Raw genomic sequence first — 16,843 nt, 5'->3', positions numbered from 1 at the left:
CTCCACAAGCCGGTGGAATGTCGCACGCCGAAAAAATATTTTTTGGAAGGGGTGATTCATCCACGCTGGGTGCTGGGCCGGGCCAACGCTCATCTGCGGAACGCGGGGGCCTTCCGCGCCCCGCAGTGAACGTTATCCAACAGGCTTACCGTTGGCGCGGGGCCTGTTTTTCGTTGCTTCGGTTCTGGTGAACTTCCGCATCCTTCTTGGCGATGTTGTCCGCCAGCTTCTCCAGCATCTTGATCTCCGTTGTTAGCCCTGCATCCATCAGCTGCACGTTCTGCGAGCGAGGCCAGCGTTTTGGCGCGGTTGACCGCTTGGGCGCCTGATCCCGCTTCCTTCGGCGAACAACGTGCAGCCGTCGCGCAGGCCAAAGTAGATGTTCGTCAGTGCCGTTGCCAGCTTGATTCCGTCGTGGGTGAAGTACTGCGCCCCAGGCTCCAATTTCGCCTGGCCGTTGTGGCGAACTTCCTGCTCCTCGCGGTGCTTCTCCCCGCCAACGTCGGTAAAGCTCAATGCCCCCGTGGCAAGCAGGTCGCCATTGTTAAAGCTGAGGGTTCCGTTGTCTTCCCGCTCGTACCGGAGCACAATCGCGCCACGGTTGGAGGAAAGGAACACCGTCGGGACATGAAGCATTGCGTCGCGGTCGCCAGGCTTCCAGGTTGGCAGGCCGTAGACGGCTTTCAGTTTCAGCCCGGCTGGCGTTTTGATGGTGACGTTCAGGTCGTAGACCAGCGGCGTTACCAAGTAATCGAACTCCGTATCGAACACCTTCGCAATCTTTTCCGGGGTTTCCAGATAGAAGAAATTTCCGCCGCGAAGCTGTGAGATGTGATAGATCAGCGTGTGGCCAAAATCAACGCCAACGCCAAAGGCTGTTAGGCCAATCCCTTCGGTGGCATACCGCTGGGTAAGCGTGCGGAAGCTGGCGGAATCGGTTCGGCCCGCGTTCGGCATCGCGTCGGTAAACAGGAACAGCCGCTTCGATGCGCCGTCGCGTGCGGGAAGCCGCGAAAGCTCCGCGAACCCAAGCTGCAATCCTGTCTCGATATTCGTTCCGCCGTCGGGGGTGATTCCATCAATCAGCTTCTGCACGGCGGCTTTGTCCCCAACCCGGGTTGCCGGAAGGATCACCTGGGCCGCATCGTCGAATTGGATGATGGCAAGCTCGTCGTTGGCGGTCAACTGTTCCACCAGCTTGTGCAATGCCTTCTTCACCGATTCCATGCTTTCCCCCTCCATCGAGCCGCTTCGGTCAATCACCACCGCCAGCTGCAAGTTCTGGCGGCGGAACTCCTCGGCCTTGATGTTGGAGTTCATTCCCAAATGGAGGAACAGCGCGTTGGTGCGGTCGTCGGCGGCGGGGGCAAAGCCGTAGCCAAGCGATAAGCAGAGCTTAGCGTTGCACTCCCCTGATGGAGTTGGGATGTCGTGTTCGCTGTACAGCCCTTCGGGGGAGAAGTCAATGAAGTTGGGGACGTGCCCTTGCTCAATCAGCCGCCGAGCGTAGCCGATGTCCTTTGCGCCGCCAATGGTTGCCCCCAACGCGCCGGACATCATCCGTGGCGAGGCGAACCCCGGGGCCATGCTTCCCCCCAAGCCGCTTCCGCTCACGGTCTTCAGCGAAGGTGGCGCGGGGGCGGCAACCTCGAACGAACTGTTCGTCCGAACCCGAACATCCATATCTAACGGATTGGAGGCCGCGCGCCCACTATCCACCGATGTGCTGCCGGATTCATCTTGGGCGAACGCTGGAAGGGTGGCAAAAAGAAAAAGCAGAGGGGCAAGCCCGTGGGCCAGTATGCGAGCCAACGTGGCGGCGGCCCGGCTGTGCGTGGTGTGGATAAAGGTCATGGCGATTTTTTATGAAAGCGTTGTTGAACTGCGTGATTGCGCTTGGCTGCGGCAAGCCAGTTAAACTCACCCGTTGGTTTGGCAACTGATCGGGCCGCTGCCGTGTTGAATCTTTTTTCTTGGGAAACGATTGCCGGAGTGGCAACCAGCGTGAGGACGGAGGATATGTAGCTCTGTAACACCCCCGCCCGATTGGCTTGCCGAACGCCCCGCACCGACGTAGTTTGCCACGGTCGGTTGCATGAATCCACTTTAACCGTATGGCTCGACTTCTCTGCTTCATCGTCTGCTTCATCGCACTCTTTTTTGCCAGCGTGGCGTTGCTGCCGGCGCAAACCGGCGGCATCACCGTCACCCCCCCGGAACTCTATCCTGGATGGAATGAGCTGACCATCACCGCCCCGGGCGGGGTCCAGGAAATCACCTCGGTCATCACGCCGAACGTGGAGTTGGAAGGGGGGGGGATGTACTCCTGCCAGAACGAAGTCCGGCTGAAGGTGCTGGTCAACACGGCCAGCGAAACGGTGACCGTGAACCTGAACGTCCGGGATTGCCGTGGGAATGTGGCGGCCTTCCCGATGCGGCTGAACACCACGTGGAATCTGGATACCATCCGGTTCGGAAGAATTGAGATGGGGAAGACCGGCTGCCAGCTGTTCCGGAATCTCCTTGAATGGAATCGTTGGAATTGGCGGATCGGTGACGCTCGATTCGGTGACGACCCCCCTCCGCAACGTCCGCATCAAGCTCCCAACGCGGCTTCCGCTGAACATCCCGCGCGGGTCGGAATTCAAGTATGAAGTCTGCTTCGAGTCGGACGAACCGGGGCTGTATCAGTTTCCGGTGATCACGTGGATTCGCCGCCCGTTCCCCAGCGGCGGTTGGGGAACATATCCCGTTGCCGACACCGGAGTGGTGCGTGTGATGGAGCCGAATCGCATCCCCGACGAAGTGAAAGATTGGCTTCCCGACCCGCCGTTGCAGGAATACCCACCACCTTCCGTTCGGTTGCGGTGCCGAACGCCATCATCCCCAAAAAGGGAAATTCTTTCTTGGCAGCTACGACCTTCTTGGCTTGGTCGGCGGCTATTCTTTTAGCGATAACTTCATGCTGCTTGCCGGCGGCGCGCTGCCGCTGCCAGATGATTGGGGCGGGGTCCGCGGCGATGCCTTTGGGGCCTACTCCATTGGGGCAAAAGGAAGCTGGGAAGTTGCCGACAAACTGAACGTTGCGGCCGGCTACCAGGTTGGGCGCAGCGTGCTGGATAAGGAGGCCACGCCGGAGTTGGAGTCCAGCATATTTTTCCACGCCCCCTACGCTGCAATCAGCTACGGGGACGACAGCAGCCGGGTCTCGGCAACGTTGGGGTATGTCTTCAAACGGCATCACACCTTTATTCAGCTTCCCAGCGGCGATTTTTTGAGGAGTACGATCGCGACGCGCCGGTAGTGGCCGTTGGCGGGGATTACCAGTTTGCCCGTGGGTGGAAAGTTGCCGGGGAAGCGGCCTACATGAAAACGCTTGGTGTGGTTCCGATTATCGGGACGGTGCGGTATTTCGGCCAGACCTACGCCATTGATGCCGGGGTGGGATATGTGGGGATCACCACCGAAGGAACCGAGGCCCCGGCGATTCCCCTTGCCCCAATTCTTTCGGCGGTCTTTGTGTTTTGAAACGGAACTCTCTAACCTTCACCGTGTCCTTGATGCACACAAATAGATGAGTACACAACACCAGATGAAACATCAACTTCTGATTCTGCTTGGCGGCATTGGGTTGCTGCTTGGCCTTCCGCTTTGTGCGGTTGCTGGGTTATCCGAGCCTGTAAGCAGCCTTGACGAAAGCCCGATTGTTGAAGATTTTGGGTTCGTCCGGGCCGAGTTCTCCGCCGATGCTATCGAGCGGATGGGGGGATCCGAGGCAACGTCGCGGGTGGTTGGATACCGCCCTGCCGACACCAACTACCACAATAAAGCAGTGCTGATTGTCAGGATGAGCAGCTCTGGCAACATCGTTTTGATGAACCTGCTGCTTGATCTATCCTTAACCCAGGACACGGCCCAGTATTGGTACGCAGCGCGGCTGACGAAAGCCTTCTTCAACAGCACGTTGGATGAGGATGCGGTGGAGCCTTTCCATCCGTTGCTTGCGCAAATTGCGTATCCCCGCTTGCTGCGGATGCGGTTGCCACAGGAGAAGCCGGAGCACTCCCCGATTTCCCGACCTCGGATTACACGACGTTCATCGGACGGCAACGGATTTTTGCGCGAACCTACGGCGCGGTCTCCATGGTGATGGAGATGACCACCGTGGAGGAACTCCCAATGACCTCCATCCTCCTGCAACGCGCCTCGTGATGGGGGCAACGTGATCTCCATTCGTTGGCCCCGTGCGCGGCTCCCCCTCTTGGGAGGGGGCTGGGGGGTGGGTTGGGGACACCCGCGAACCAAACGTCCATTCCCGAATCTCAGGATCAGCAAGCCTCGGTGACGAGCGGAAAACCGCCACCCGTTCGGTGGTGCCCCCGAACCCACCCCGCCCTGTCGGGCACCCCTCCGTTGGAGGGGACGCTTCGGGGATTCGGAGAAAACCTGTCAACCCATACCCAGAAACCGATGAACTACATCGAACAAATGGTCGCCGAGCTTTGCCCGCGGGGGTGGAGTTTCGGGAGTTGGGGAGATATGCCAAATTCAGACAGGAAAGCTGAATGCGAATAAGGCTGTACCGAATGGAGCATACCCATTTTTTACTTGCTCCAAGGATGTCTCAAGAATTGATAGCTACAGGTGGGATACAGAAGCACTTTTACTTGCTGGGAATGGTTATCTGGGAGATGTCAAACATTACTGTGGGAAATTTGATGCCTATCAACGAACGTATGTATTGACAGGTTTTAGTTCGGAAATTTCTCCAAGGTTCTTGTATTTCATACTCTCAAATGGTTTTACTGAGTGGGCAGAAAAACATCAAAAGAAGGCTCAGTGCCATACATTGTTTTGTCTGTGGTTCAATCATTTCCGCATCCCCCTCCCCCCGCTCCCCATCCAACAGGAAATCGTGCGGGTGTTGGATACGTTCAGCCAGCTTGTGCGTGAGCTTCAGGCGAACCTGCAGGCGGAGCTTGTGGCGCGGCGGAAGCAGTATCAGTATTACCGTGACCAGTTGCTCAGTTTTGAGGGGCGTAAGGATGTGAGGTGGGGGACGTTGGGGGAGATTGGCAACTTCATCCGCGGTTCTGGTATCCAAAAGTCGGACTTTACTGATTCCGGTTCAGGGTGTATTCACTACGGCCAAATTCACACGCACTATGGTACGTGGGCGAAGGAAGTGATATCGTTTATCAACCCAGAATTTGCCGCACGATTGCGAAAGGCTCAGGCTGGTGATCTCGTGATTGCGACGACAAGCGAGGACGACAAAGCTGTGGCCAAAGCGGTTGCTTGGCTGGGTGATGAGGCTGTGGCCGTGAGCACAGATGCGTACATTTTCCGGCACACAATCAACCCTAAGTATGTATCCTATTTTTTTCAAACAGAGCTTTTCCAGTCGCAAAAGAAGCCACACATCACTGGAATAAAGTGCGTCGGATTTCTGGGGAGAGTTTGTCAAGATCCGCATCCCGATTCCTTCTTTAGAAGTTCAAGAAGAGATCGTCACCATCCCTGGACAAATTCGACGCGTTGGTGAATGACCTTGCATCGGCTTGCCAGCAGAGATCGCCGCCCGCCAGAAGCAATACGAATACTACCGCGACCGGCTGTTGACATTTCCGGGGGCAGGGTGAGTGCGTTGGCCCCGTGCGCGGCTCCCCCTCTTGGGAGGGGGCGGGGGGGTGGGTTGGGGACACACGCGAACCAAACGTCCATTCCCGAATCTCAGGATCAGCAAGCCTCGGTGACGAGCGGAAAACCGCCACCCGTTCGGTGGTCTTTGAACCCACCCCGCCCTGTCGGGCACCCCTCCGTTGGAGGGGAACGTTTCGGGAATTTTTGGATGGGGCCGCCCCAACCTCCGTCGGGATTGATAAAAGGGTAGCCGCCCCAACCTCCGTCGGGATTGGCAGGCTACAACTCCCGTTTTCCCACTACCGCAAGGGTTCCGTCTCCCTCAATTTCCATCTGGTAGGCAATCGGCACTCCGGTTGGGATGTTCAGCTCCAGGATAGATTCGTTCGTGTGGTTGTCCAGCGTGTAGATCAGCGAACGGAGGAGTTCCCGTGGGCAACAACAAGAACGTTCAGGCCATTCAGCAGGTCGGGAACGATGTGGGCTTGGTAGTAGGGCATCACCCGTTTCATGCAAAGCCCAAGCTCTCGGCTTCCGCGCCTGGGGGGGGATGTTGAAGCTGCGCCGCCAGATGTGCACTTGCTCATCGCCATATTTGGCGGCGGTTTCCGCTTTGTTCAGCCCTTGTAAATCGCCGTAGTGGCGTTCGTTCAAGGCTTGGTCTCCGGGTGAGCTGAAGGCTCTGCATTCCGGCGGCTTCCAGCGCGATGGTGGCCGTGTTGATTGCCCGCATCAGCCGCGAGGTATATACCCGGTCAATCGTCATCCCGCGAAGTTTCTCCCGGCTTGGCGTGCTTCCTCGCGCCCGGCATCGCTAAGGTCAATATCCACCCATCCGGTGAAACGATTCTCCAAGTTCCATTGCGATTGGCCGTGGCGCAGTAAAATCAGAGTGGGCATATCTGTGAATCTGGTTGAGTGTTAGTTGGTTGGTTGATCGGTTCCGTTGGTTGGTTCGGCTGGCGGCGGGGTTGGGGGCGGGCCGGCTGGCTGGCCATCGGGGAGATATTTCAGCGCGGGCATATCCTGGACCATGCCGTGGTAGAACAGGTAGCGGTAGAGTGTGTTCAGGGCGGGAAGGTCCTCCTGGCGCAAGCCGTACCGAACGTCCCCACGCAGATACCGCTCGTGGAAACGCCCGGCCAATGTTGGGTTCGCGCTTTGTGCTGCGGCATCGGGAATGGCCAGCCCCGCTTGCTCCGCCGCCGCAGCAAACTCCTGAAGCTGGGCATCGCTCAGTTTCCCAACTCGTCCCCAGGCAACAAGGTAGGGGAGGAATGCCTCGGCCATATCCTCCCACTCGTCGGAAAGGTCAAACATTGCGCGGATGCCGCTTCCATCAAACACTGCGTCGTCGCCGGCAAGCAGTGCGGCATCGGCGGCGGCAAGCATTTGCGGAACGCTGGCATCGGCAGGAAGGGTGATAAGCCGTGGGGCGATGTCATGCTTTTCCAGCAGAACAATCCGCGCCACCAATGCCGCAAACCCGTGCGGCTGTTTCACCGCAATGGTGTTGATGCTGGTCAATCCTTGGTTGAATATCAGCTTCAGCATCCCCGCAAACCCTCCGGTCATTATCCCGAACTGCGGAACCAGCGCGTAATCCACAAGGCCCAGCGAGCTTGCATATTCCAACGGTGAGGTTATCACAACGTCGGCGGTGTCGGCAAGCAGCATCTCCTCGGGTTCGGTGGTTGGCCGCAGCGTCCAGCCTTGCTGCTGCAAGGCGGCAACAACCGGCTGCAGCGCGAACTGCGGGGAATAAGCAACGATCATGGATGTTCGATAAATCAGTGAGTGTGACGTTGTTGGCTACCAGCTTGGGACTTCAATCCCCCGCACAAGCCGGACCGTGTCGCGGGCAATCAGCAATTCTTCGTCGGTCGGGATAACGTAGGCGTGAATCCGTGAGTTCGCGGCGCTGATGCGTGCCTCGGTTCCGCTTCCCAGGCTGTTGTTCCGTTCCTGGTCCAGATGCAGCCCGAACCATTCCATCTGCTGGCAAACCCGCTGGCGGATGGTTGCGGAGTTCTCACCAATCCCGCCGGTAAAAACGATTGCATCCGCGCCATTCATCTCCGCCAAATATGCGCCAATATACTTCCGGATTCGGTGGACGAAGATCTGCACGGCAAGGTGGGCGCGGCGGTCGTTGTTCTCCTGCTCCTCGGCCAAAAGGTCGCGCATGTCGTTCGTCAAGCCGCTGATTCCCAGCAGCCCCGATTGCTTGTTGAGCAGCGTGTCCATTTGGGCGATGGTGAAGCCTTCTTTCTCCATCAAATATTCAATCACCGCCGGGTCCACGTCGCCGCTGCGGGTTCCCATCACCAAGCCTTCCAGCGGGGTTAATCCCATCGAAGTATCAACCGAGCGTCCGCCGTGGATTGCCGCTGCCGAACATCCATTTCCCAAATGGAGCGTGATGATGTTGATCTGCTCCTTTGGCAGTTGCAGCAGCTTCCGGTAGCGATAGGCAACGTAGCGGTGCGAGGTCCCATGGAACCCGTACCGGCGCACGCGGTGGCGGCGGTAGAACTGGTAGGGAATGGCATACAGGAACGATTCCTCCGGCATGGAGTGATGGAACGCTGTGTCGAACACCGCCGATTGCGGAATCCCAGCCCCAAAAATCTCCGTGACGGCCGCAATCCCCCGAAGGTTGTCGGGGTTGTGAAGCGGGGCAAGGTCAATGCATTCCTCAATGCCGTCAATCACCTCCGGCGAGATCAGCGTGGATGCGGTGAAGTTTTCGCCGCCATGCACCACCCGGTGGCCCACGGCGTGGATGTCGGCAAGGGAGTTGACCTGTGGGATGTCGGCATCGTCGCTTACCAGCCACCGCACGGCGATATCAATGGCGGCGCGGTGGTCCCGCACCGGTTGCGCGCTGCGGGTCACGCGGCCCGCTCCGTTCTCGAACCGAAGCAACCCCTGCGAGCCGATCCGCTCGATGGTCCCTTTGGCGATGCGGTGGTCGCTGTCGGTCGCCATTTTTTCTGGGTCGGTATCAATCACCTGGAACTTCAGCGATGACGAACCGGCGTTCAGCACCAAAACGTTCATTGTTCAGAAATGGGGAAGCTGATGGAAATTGAGTGACGAAAGAACAGGGTGGGGGGGGAAGCCCTGGGCAATCCAAACAAAGAACCCCGACGCATCGGGGTTCTTTGTTGTGTTCTTTTTCTTGCCGGGGGTGTTGCTTCTGCTGGAATGCCGGAACACACACGCCCCGCCACCGGCGTTAGCGATACTGCCGCAGGAACTCTAGCCGCTCCTGAAGTTGCGACACCGGCATCAGCAACCGGTCCTTCCCGAAGATGGCATCCTCAACGTTGGTGAATACCAGCTCGTAATCTTTGGACATCACGATGGCTTCCTCTGGGCAGACTTCCTCGCAGTAGCCGCAGTAGATGCAGCGGAGCATGTTGATCTCGAACTTGGTGGGATACCGCTCCTTCTCGCGGGTGGTCTCGCCGGCTTGGACCTCGATGGCAATTGCCGGGCAAACCCGCGAGCATAGCCCGCAAGCAACGCACCGTTCGCCATTTTCTTCTTCCACCAGCACCGGGCGGCCGCGGTAGCTTCCGGCGGGGGTGAAGCGTTCTTCGGGATACTCCGGGTGAACTTCGGCGTGAACACTTGCTTGAAGGTCAGCGTCAAGCCGCGAGCGATTTCCGGGAGGTAAAGTTTCTCCCAAAAGCTCAAATCCTTGACCTTTTTTGCCTGGACGCTTTTCGTTGGCATGGTATCTGTTCTGTGAGTTAGTTCGATTCTTGGATCCGCGTGCAACCCTTGCCGGCATTGGCGGCGTGGGCGGCGGGTGTTGGGTTGATTACGACTTCATTGCTTGGAGGACCACTGCGGTGGCAACAACGTTCAGCAGTGCTATCGGGAACATCACTTTCCAGCCAAGATTCATCAGCTGGTCGTAGCGGAAGCGGGGGATGGACCAACGAACCCAGATGAAGACCGTTACCAGCATGAAGGTCTTAAAGGAGAACGCGCCGAACTGGAGCAACGCCCGCAGCCCTTCGTTTTGCTGGAAGAAGGCAACGGCGCGTTGTAGCCGCCAAAGAAGATCGTGGTCATCAATGCCGACATCAGGATGACGTTGCCGTACTCCCCCAGGAAGAACAATCCGAACCGCAGCCCAGAGTATTCCGTGTGGAAGCCGCCAACCAGTTCTGGCTCGGCCTCGGCCAAGTCAAACGGTGCGCGGTTGGTTTCGGCGAAGGCGGCAACCAGGAAGATCAGGAATCCAATCGGCTGCACGAAGATGTTCCATTTGGGAAGGAATCCGAACCAATAGCCAGACTGCTGGACCACGATGTCGCTGATATTTAGCGACCCCATCACCAGCATCATTCCAATCAGCGAAAGCCCCATAGAAAGTTCGTAGCTGATCATCTGAGCCGAGGACCGCAAGCCCCCCAGCAGCGAGTACTTGTTGTTCGACGACCACCCCGCAATGGTGATTCCATAGACCCCAAGCGAGGACAAGGCCAGCAGCAGAAGAATGCCAACATTCAGGCCGGGAGCGATGGTGGGATCAATCACTTTGCCGGCAATGGTAAACGGCCCCGCAAAGGGGATCACGCACCAGAGCGCGATGGCAACGGTGATGGTGATGATCGGGGCCAAAAAATGGAACCCCTGGTGCGCTTGCTTCGGGACGATGTTCTCCTTCTTCACCAACTTCAGCACGTCGGCGAACGATTGCAGGGACCCGCGCCACCCCACACGGTTGGGGCCAACGCGTTTCTGGACCCACGCCGATAGCTTCCGTTCGTACAGCACCACGTAGGCCGCGCCGATCAGAAAGACGTGGAGAACAACAAGGATTTTAGCGACAAGGATGCCGATGTCAAGCAATTCCATGAGAGGGAAGGTTGGTCGAAAAAGAACGGTTTGTGGATCGTCGGTTGATCGTTCGTTGGCCGCCGAAGGGCGTTGTTACTCCATCACCTGTGGGCGATAGTCGTGCGGTTTATACTGAACGCCGGGAGCCGTTGGGCGGTCGCCACGTCCAAGTTCAATTCCCATGTAGGTGTCCAATGCTTCGTAGTTCATCTGGCGGAAGCTGGGGAGCTTTGCGCTCATCTCCTCAAAAATATCTTCGGCCCAGCGGTAGTCCCATTGCGCCCCCATTTGCCGGGCGATTGATTGGATGCTTTGCCACGCAGGGCGTGCATCGCGGCGTGCGCCTTGGGTCCAGCGGTCGTTGTCGGCGCCGAACTTGTCCAGCCGTGACATCTTCATCCCCATGATCCGCTCGTTCTCCTTTGTCACCACGGCTGGGGTGAAGTGCTGCACCAATCCGGTGGCGTTGATAAAGGTTCCTTCCTTTTCGGCGTAGGTGGACGTTGGCAGAACAACATCGGCCAGCTTCGCGATTTGGGTGTGGTTCCATGCGTGAACCACCAGCAGTTCCAAATGCGCCAGGGCCTCAACCACGTTATCTTTCAGGATCAGCGATTGGTCCAGCACGTACAACGCTTTGATGGACCCGCGGCGGATTTCCTCCACTAACCGATCCACCCCAATCGCCCCTTTTCCAGGAACAATCCCAACCTCCACCGCGCCGCGAGTGTTCGGGGTGCGGTCGGCAGTGCGGAGCATGGTGTCGGCAAAATCGGGATCGCTGTGGCGCACAAAATCAACGTTCTGGGTCCCGATCACTTCCCGAGCGAATCGGTTCAGCACGTAATTTTCTTCGTTGGTGGCGTAGGGGGAGCCAATCACCGCAACGTGGTCCGGTTTGATCTTCCGCAGGCGTTCGGCCACCGCCGCAAACGCATCGGCCCAGGAGGCCGGGGCTTGCGTTCCATCCCGTTTCACCATTGGTTGCTCCACCCGTGCGGTGTTCACGTAGCGGTATTCGCCAACGCGCCCGGCATCGCACATCCAGTAGGTGTTGACCTTCATGTTGGTGCGTGGCTCAAGCCGTAAAATCTCATTGTTCCGAACGCCAACGTCAATGTTGCACCCGCGCGAGCATCCAGGGCAGATTGAGGGATTGAACGACATATCCCACACCCGCGCCTTGAACCGGAAATCGCGCGAGGTCAGCGCGCCAACCGGGCAGATGTCAATCACGTTCATGGAGTACGGGTTGTCCAGCTGGGTGCCGGGGAAAGTCTCGATGGAGACGTGATCCCCCCGTTGCACAAAGGTCAGCACCGGCTGCTGGGCAACCTCATCGCTAAAGCGGATGCAGCGGGAGCAGCTGATGCAGCGTTCGCCGTCGAACATCACCTCTGGTAAAGCTCCACCCGTTTATCTTTATGGACTTTCAGCTCACAAACCGGCTTTCGCCGCGCCCGTGGGTGAATGCGTAATCTTGCAGCTTGCACTGCCCGGCTTCGTCGCAGATTGGGCAATCCAGCGGGTGGTTAATCAGCAAGAACTCCATAATCGCCTCGCGTGCTTTTATCACGCGGGCGTTGTTGGTGTGGACAACCTGGCCGTCGGCAACGGCGGTGGCGCAGGCAATGGCCAGCTTGGGGTTTTTCTCCACTTCAACAAGGCACATCCGGCAGTTGCCGCTAACCGATAATGCCGGATGCCAGCAGAAGTGGGGGATATCAATGCCGTTGTCGGTTGCGGCTTCGATGATCGTTTTCCCGGGAGCGCACTCAATGGCCTTGCCGTCTATGGTAATTGTTGGCATGGGGAAGTAGTTGCGTGTGAGAGAGAGAAGCGGACAAGAGATGTCGGTTGATTGATGCAGCGGATGCCCTTGCGGCAAGGAAAAGAACGGTTGAGTTCACCATGTTGGAAAGAGGTTCCTGCTGCCGAAGAAGATGCCGCTGCTTGGTAATCGCGGGGCAAAGGTACAACGAACCGGAAAAAAACCGAAACGGTGGAGAAGAGTGGGCGATGTGTCAGTTCGTACTGGTGAAACGGGGTGAGGAAAGGGCCAACAACCAAGCCACTTCCTCAGCGTTGGGGAAGGCCACGGTATCCAAATTTCGGCAGGGTGAGGTTCCGCGATGGGAACTGTTGTAAATTGCGAGCCAGATGACCCGTTGCAGTACTCGATACCGGCTGTTTGGCCAGCTCCGTTCGCACACAAGAAGCCACGCATCAAGCCACCACGCTGCTGGCTTGATGCTGTTGGTTCTGCTGCTATTTGCCGCACCTTCCGCGCACGCTGCCATTACCGAATGGACGTTGGTCAACCCAATGCTTGCCCAACGGACCACCACTTCGCTAACCCGCTACTACACCGAGGTGAAGCCCCACAAGACGTGGGTTCGCTACATCACCCGCAACAGCAGCCGTGCCGAGTTCCGTTTGCGGAGCGCGACCACCCAGAACGACACCTTGGGCCAGTTGATCTCGCTATCGCTGGGGCAGTTCCGCATCAGCTCCACCAACGAACTCCGCATCGCGCTTGGGGATGACCTCTACGCCTCGCTTCTCCAATCCCGCAACGACCCCATGGCGGTGAAGGAAGCCCTGTTCATCGGCGACCAGTTCACCCATGATGACTGGATCAGCAGCTCCACCGGCATACTCTCGCTGGACCGCCTTGACTACCGCGTTGCCCCGTCGCTTGGGGCATTTGTTGAGATAGGATCGCCGGAATCGAACCAATCATGGTGGAACGATGGCAGCTTGCGTGTGGGGATCGCTTCGCCGGAATGGGAGTTTGCCCTTCTTACTCCATTTGCATCGGGGGGAAGCGCGGTGGGACCGCTGCGCGAACGCCGTGTGGCACCGGGGTGGGGGGCCGCGGGAATGGTTCGGCTGCAAAACTTCACCGGACGGGCGCGGTTTACCGGCCTTAGCGATGTGGCCTTGCGATCCACCCAAACAATTGCTTCGGCCTACGTCCACAGCCTTTCGTTGCAGGGGGCGTTCGGCTTCCCGTTCCAGACGGCAGCGGGGGAGATGCGCCTGAGCGTTGGGGTCGGCTATGAAGAATATGCCCAAGCCTGCAGCGACCAGCACGCCCAAGTGGTGCAAGGTGAGCGGGTGCGGCGGCTTTCACCCGTTGCGGATCTTGATTGGGTGCTGCCAAGCGAGAATCTGCGGCTGAGCGTTGGGGTGGCCGATCTTTCGCTGCGTGGCAGTTTTACCGCACGGCTTACCAACTCCTTCTATTTCCAGGTTCGCGCCGTCAGCAACAACACCTTCCGCCAGCCCCAGCCGTTCGAGCATCCCTTCACGCTCTTCCTAAGCCCAATGATTAAGTGGTGAGTGTGGGGACCGGGGCAGTTGGGGTTACTCGCCAACGGCGGTAGCCGCCCCGACCTCCGTCGGGGTTAGTAAAAGGTCTTTAGCCTTCGGTGTCATCTTCGGCCTTCGGCCTCTGGGCAGGCTAAAGACCTGTTATCAATCCCGACGGAGGTCGGGGCCGCTACCTCTTCCCTGAACCCTTCGTTACCTGACGGGAATTTTTGCTTCCGCTAAGTTTGCTGCATGACCGCGCCACAGCATCCCCCCGCCGCAATTCCGCCAACTCAGCCCCCCGCCACCCCCGACGAATCTTCCGCCGAACCGTATCCCGATTATCCCCATTTCGCAACCAACTATCGGTTGGGGATTGCCAATGGGGTGCTGTTCAACACGGGGCTGTCGTTCTTTCACTCCCGCACCATCATTCCCGATTTCCTGAACCGGCTTGGCGCGCCAAGCATCGTGATTGCCGCCACGTCGTTGTTCGAAACCATTGGGTGGCATTTGCCGCAGTTCCTTGCTTCGCGGTATGTGGTCCACCGCCCGCTGAAGCTACCGCTGTACCGGATGGCCGCCATTGTTCGGATGATCTGTGTTGGCGTGGCAATCGCTGCTCCGTTGCTGTATGACTTCCTTCCCTCACCATGGGTGCTCACCATTTTTGTTTTGGGATTTGGCGCGTTTGCGTTGGCCGGGGGATTTGCCGGGTTGGTGTTCATGGAGCTTGTGGCCAAAACCTGCCCGCCGCAGAAACGGGGAAGCTATTTCAGCTGGCGAGCAATTTTGGGGAATATCACCGCTGCAATTCTTGGCGTGGCGGTGGTTGGGCCAATCATTGGCGCAATCGCGTTCCCTTACCAGTACATGACGCTGTTTGTGATTGGGGCGGTGGTGATTGGCGTAAGTTTCTACGTGTTTGCGTTGCAGAAGGAACCCCCCACCCGCGACCTTCCGCCAAAGCGTTCCATGCGCCAGCATATCGGCCACGCTCGCGGCATTTTCAGCAAGGACCACACGTTCCGGAATCTGGTGATCCTGCGCGGGGTGCTGATGGTGTGGCTTGCCGGAACCCCGTTCTACTTCCTGTTCGCGCGCGAACGCTTCGGATTCCATGATGCCGAAATTGGCTGGTGCATCGCTGCCGAGCTTGGCGGCTCCATTCTGGCGAATATGCTTTGGGGGTATATCTCCAACCGGATCGGCAACCGGATTCTGCTGGTGATTGCCGCCACGCTTGCCACGCTGCTTTCCATCACCTTGCTTCTGTTCGATGCTGGATTTCTGCCGTGGTGGCTCTTCTTTGGGGTGTTTGCCGCAAGCGCGTCGGCGGAGTCGAGCGCGGGAACCGGGGGGATTAACTACGCGCTGGAGATTGTGCCGGAAGGGGAGCGGCCAACGTTCGTTGGGGCGATGAACACCTTGCTGGCGTTTGCCTGCGGCGTGGCAGTGGTGGTTGGCGGCTTGCGCGACGTTATCGGCTACAGCGGGTTGTTCGGGTTCACCACGGCAATCGGCGTTATCGCGTTGGCGCTTGCGGTCCAACTGAAAGAACCACGCAAAACAGCGTTGGCCACGCGGTAGGATTCGAAGGTAGGATTGCTGCCCCCACCACACGGCCAGCAAAAAAGGTGAGATAAGAACCCGCCGCCGCGCGTGCTACATCGGCTGCGACAGCCGCACCACAAATTCAGGAGCCTCAAAAACATCCGTCCGCCACGATGCGCCAATCCGGAAGCTGCCGGTTGGCGAGCCTAGATAGATGCCCGGGGAAAACTTGAATGCCGCCACCTCGCCGGGGAAATCGGAGAGCAATCCCGATTCCGCTGGGGCCGTGCTAACCGCCGCAACGTTGTTCTCAACAATCAGCCGCAGCCAGGGGGCAATCCCCACCAGCAGATCGGTTTGCAGCAGGATCATCCGGTTCCCGGCGTAGTGGTTTTGCGGGTATCCCGGGACCGTGCCGATTCCGCCGATGGTGAAGGTCCGCTGCGGCGGGGCGTTCCCGCTTGCGCTTCCGATTCGGACCCGCCCGGCGGCAAACAGATAGTTCTCCACCAGCGTTCCTTTCACCCGCGCATCCACCACCAGAAGTTGGAAATCGCTTTCCCCAACGCCTATCTCGAACTCACTTTCCACGCCAATCTGGGGATCGCCCCAGGTGCGCCATGTTGTGTAATCGGCAAGCAGCCGGAACGCCAGCGTTGCCATCACCCCGTTGCGAACGGGGGGATTCTCGGCAAACGGCTGCTCCGGACCGATAAGGGACCACCCTGCTTCCCGTTGCAGGCTTCGGTAATTGTCCCACCGATACTCCGCTTGCAGCCCAAGCCGGGGGGAAAGGAACTGCTGCAGGCTTGCCGAAAAACCGTTGCGGTTGAAGTAGTCGCGGGTGTCAATTCCGGCAAGCAGGCTGTGCAGGCTGTTTTCGCTGGCGGGCATTTTCCACGCGTCGCGGGTGTCGGTGATGACGTGGCCTTCCAGGCGTAGGCGCGTTGGTGCTTCGCGCAGCCCCCAATCTTTTGCGACCCCGCCATACACCTGCCAGTAGTGGGACCCGAACCCGTAGCCAAACCCGAAATATCCCTGCGTCCGCTCCTTCCGGAACTGCTTTGCCGGCAAATCTCCACCAAGCCCCAGATAGACCCCATCGGCACGGTCGTAGCTGATGAACTGGAAGGCATCCTGCTGTGCAAGAAAATTGGGAGCGGGGAAGGGGCTGAAAAACTGGGGGATGCGTTGGATGGAAAATCGCCCTTTCGCCCCCGTTCCTTCGTTGGCGTTTCTTCTGAGCGGGTCGTTTTTCATGGCATCCCACAGGTCATCATCCATCCAGACTAACGAGTCGGCAGCGGCTTGGGCGGTGGAGTCTTGGGCGGTAGAATCCTGAGCTGCCGCTGCCATTGTGCAAAGGGTGAAAGCCGCAAGAAGGGACCAAAACAGCATGGCGGAACAAGGGAGAAGTGGTTTGGGCACGAAGTTGAGAGGGAGGAAAATAGAGCCTTCAATCGAATCTGGG

At 58.4% G+C, this 16,843-nt stretch carries 10 protein-coding genes and 6 pseudogenes; 8 read left to right on the top strand and 8 right to left on the bottom strand.

Annotation, left to right across the window (positions count from 1 at the left end; all coding sequences use genetic code 11):
• Positions 1-267: 267 nt before the first annotated feature.
• Complete coding sequence (locus IPM61_14815; GenBank protein ID MBK8912582.1) at positions 268-1,854, bottom strand: VWA domain-containing protein; 1,587 nt, start codon at positions 1,852-1,854, stop codon at positions 268-270.
• A 260-nt stretch (positions 1,855-2,114) separates the two neighbouring features.
• On the opposite strand from IPM61_14815, the gene IPM61_14810 reads away from it, so the two are divergent.
• The 6 genes and pseudogenes from IPM61_14810 (at position 2,115) to IPM61_14785 (ending at position 5,627) form a co-directional block, all read left to right on the top strand.
• Positions 2,115-2,654 carry a hypothetical protein gene (locus IPM61_14810; protein ID MBK8912581.1) on the top strand — a complete coding sequence of 180 codons (540 nt, stop codon included), beginning with the start codon at positions 2,115-2,117 and terminating at the stop codon, positions 2,652-2,654.
• A 308-nt stretch (positions 2,655-2,962) separates the two neighbouring features.
• A complete protein-coding gene (locus IPM61_14805; protein MBK8912580.1) occupies positions 2,963-3,304 on the top strand; it encodes a hypothetical protein in 342 nt (113 codons plus the stop codon).
• Positions 3,304-3,528 carry a hypothetical protein gene (locus IPM61_14800; protein ID MBK8912579.1) on the top strand — a complete coding sequence of 75 codons (225 nt, stop codon included), beginning with the start codon at positions 3,304-3,306 and terminating at the stop codon, positions 3,526-3,528. Before IPM61_14805 ends, IPM61_14800 begins: the two co-directional genes overlap by 1 nt.
• A gap of 64 nt (positions 3,529-3,592) precedes the next feature.
• Positions 3,593-4,150: a hypothetical protein gene (locus IPM61_14795; GenBank protein ID MBK8912578.1), complete on the top strand. Its 558-nt coding sequence runs from the start codon at positions 3,593-3,595 to the stop codon at positions 4,148-4,150.
• A 387-nt stretch (positions 4,151-4,537) separates the two neighbouring features.
• A pseudogene (locus IPM61_14790) lies at positions 4,538-4,981 on the top strand (restriction endonuclease subunit S).
• Positions 4,982-5,020: 39 nt separating this feature from the next.
• Positions 5,021-5,627: pseudogene (locus tag IPM61_14785) on the top strand (restriction endonuclease subunit S).
• Between the two features lie 295 nt (positions 5,628-5,922).
• Here the strand turns inward: IPM61_14785 and IPM61_14780 are convergent.
• The 6 genes and pseudogenes from IPM61_14780 to IPM61_14755 all read right to left on the bottom strand — a co-directional run bounded on the left by IPM61_14780 (position 5,923) and on the right by IPM61_14755 (position 12,313).
• A pseudogene (locus IPM61_14780) lies at positions 5,923-6,543 on the bottom strand (2,3-diphosphoglycerate-dependent phosphoglycerate mutase).
• A 21-nt stretch (positions 6,544-6,564) separates the two neighbouring features.
• Complete coding sequence (locus IPM61_14775; protein MBK8912577.1) at positions 6,565-7,419, bottom strand: hypothetical protein; 855 nt, start codon at positions 7,417-7,419, stop codon at positions 6,565-6,567.
• 36 nt (positions 7,420-7,455) lie between these two features.
• Positions 7,456-8,706 carry an acetate kinase gene (locus tag IPM61_14770; protein MBK8912576.1) on the bottom strand — a complete coding sequence of 417 codons (1,251 nt, stop codon included), beginning with the start codon at positions 8,704-8,706 and terminating at the stop codon, positions 7,456-7,458.
• Between the two features lie 178 nt (positions 8,707-8,884).
• Positions 8,885-9,387: pseudogene (locus IPM61_14765) on the bottom strand (NADH-quinone oxidoreductase subunit I).
• Between the two features lie 88 nt (positions 9,388-9,475).
• Positions 9,476-10,521: pseudogene (gene nuoH / locus IPM61_14760) on the bottom strand (NADH-quinone oxidoreductase subunit NuoH).
• Positions 10,522-10,596: 75 nt separating this feature from the next.
• Positions 10,597-12,313: pseudogene (locus IPM61_14755) on the bottom strand (molybdopterin-dependent oxidoreductase).
• 350 nt (positions 12,314-12,663) lie between these two features.
• Here IPM61_14755 and IPM61_14750 point away from each other — a divergent pair.
• Positions 12,664-13,848 (top strand): hypothetical protein, encoded by a 1,185-nt coding sequence (locus IPM61_14750; GenBank protein ID MBK8912575.1) that lies wholly within the window; start codon positions 12,664-12,666, stop codon positions 13,846-13,848.
• 222 nt (positions 13,849-14,070) lie between these two features.
• Complete coding sequence (locus IPM61_14745) at positions 14,071-15,408, top strand: MFS transporter (protein ID MBK8912574.1); 1,338 nt, start codon at positions 14,071-14,073, stop codon at positions 15,406-15,408.
• A 75-nt stretch (positions 15,409-15,483) separates the two neighbouring features.
• Here the strand turns inward: IPM61_14745 and IPM61_14740 are convergent, their stop codons facing one another.
• Positions 15,484-16,800, bottom strand: a complete 1,317-nt coding sequence (locus IPM61_14740) for a hypothetical protein (protein ID MBK8912573.1) — start codon at positions 16,798-16,800, stop codon at positions 15,484-15,486.
• Between the last annotated feature and the right edge of the window lie 43 nt (positions 16,801-16,843).

This window comes from Chlorobiota bacterium (genome assembly GCA_016710285.1).
GTDB lineage: Bacteria > Bacteroidota > Ignavibacteria > OLB7 > OLB7 > OLB7.
Note: the sequence above shows the minus strand (reverse complement) of the source record. Positions and strands in the feature narration are given on the sequence as shown.

What these genes read in the sequence shown, in the direction of transcription:
- IPM61_14770 (MBK8912576.1), bottom strand. Translation starts at nt 8,706, where the DNA reads ATGAACGTTTTGGTGCTGAACGCCGGTTCGTCATCGCTGAAGTTCCAG.
- IPM61_14805 (MBK8912580.1), top strand. Translation starts at nt 2,963, where the DNA reads ATGCTGCTTGCCGGCGGCGCGCTGCCGCTGCCAGATGATTGGGGCGGG.
- IPM61_14810 (MBK8912581.1), top strand. Translation starts at nt 2,115, where the DNA reads ATGGCTCGACTTCTCTGCTTCATCGTCTGCTTCATCGCACTCTTTTTT.
- IPM61_14775 (MBK8912577.1), bottom strand. Translation starts at nt 7,419, where the DNA reads ATGATCGTTGCTTATTCCCCGCAGTTCGCGCTGCAGCCGGTTGTTGCC.
- IPM61_14795 (MBK8912578.1), top strand. Translation starts at nt 3,593, where the DNA reads ATGAAACATCAACTTCTGATTCTGCTTGGCGGCATTGGGTTGCTGCTT.
- IPM61_14750 (MBK8912575.1), top strand. Translation starts at nt 12,664, where the DNA reads ATGACCCGTTGCAGTACTCGATACCGGCTGTTTGGCCAGCTCCGTTCG.
- IPM61_14815 (MBK8912582.1), bottom strand. Translation starts at nt 1,854, where the DNA reads ATGACCTTTATCCACACCACGCACAGCCGGGCCGCCGCCACGTTGGCT.
- IPM61_14745 (MBK8912574.1), top strand. Translation starts at nt 14,071, where the DNA reads ATGACCGCGCCACAGCATCCCCCCGCCGCAATTCCGCCAACTCAGCCC.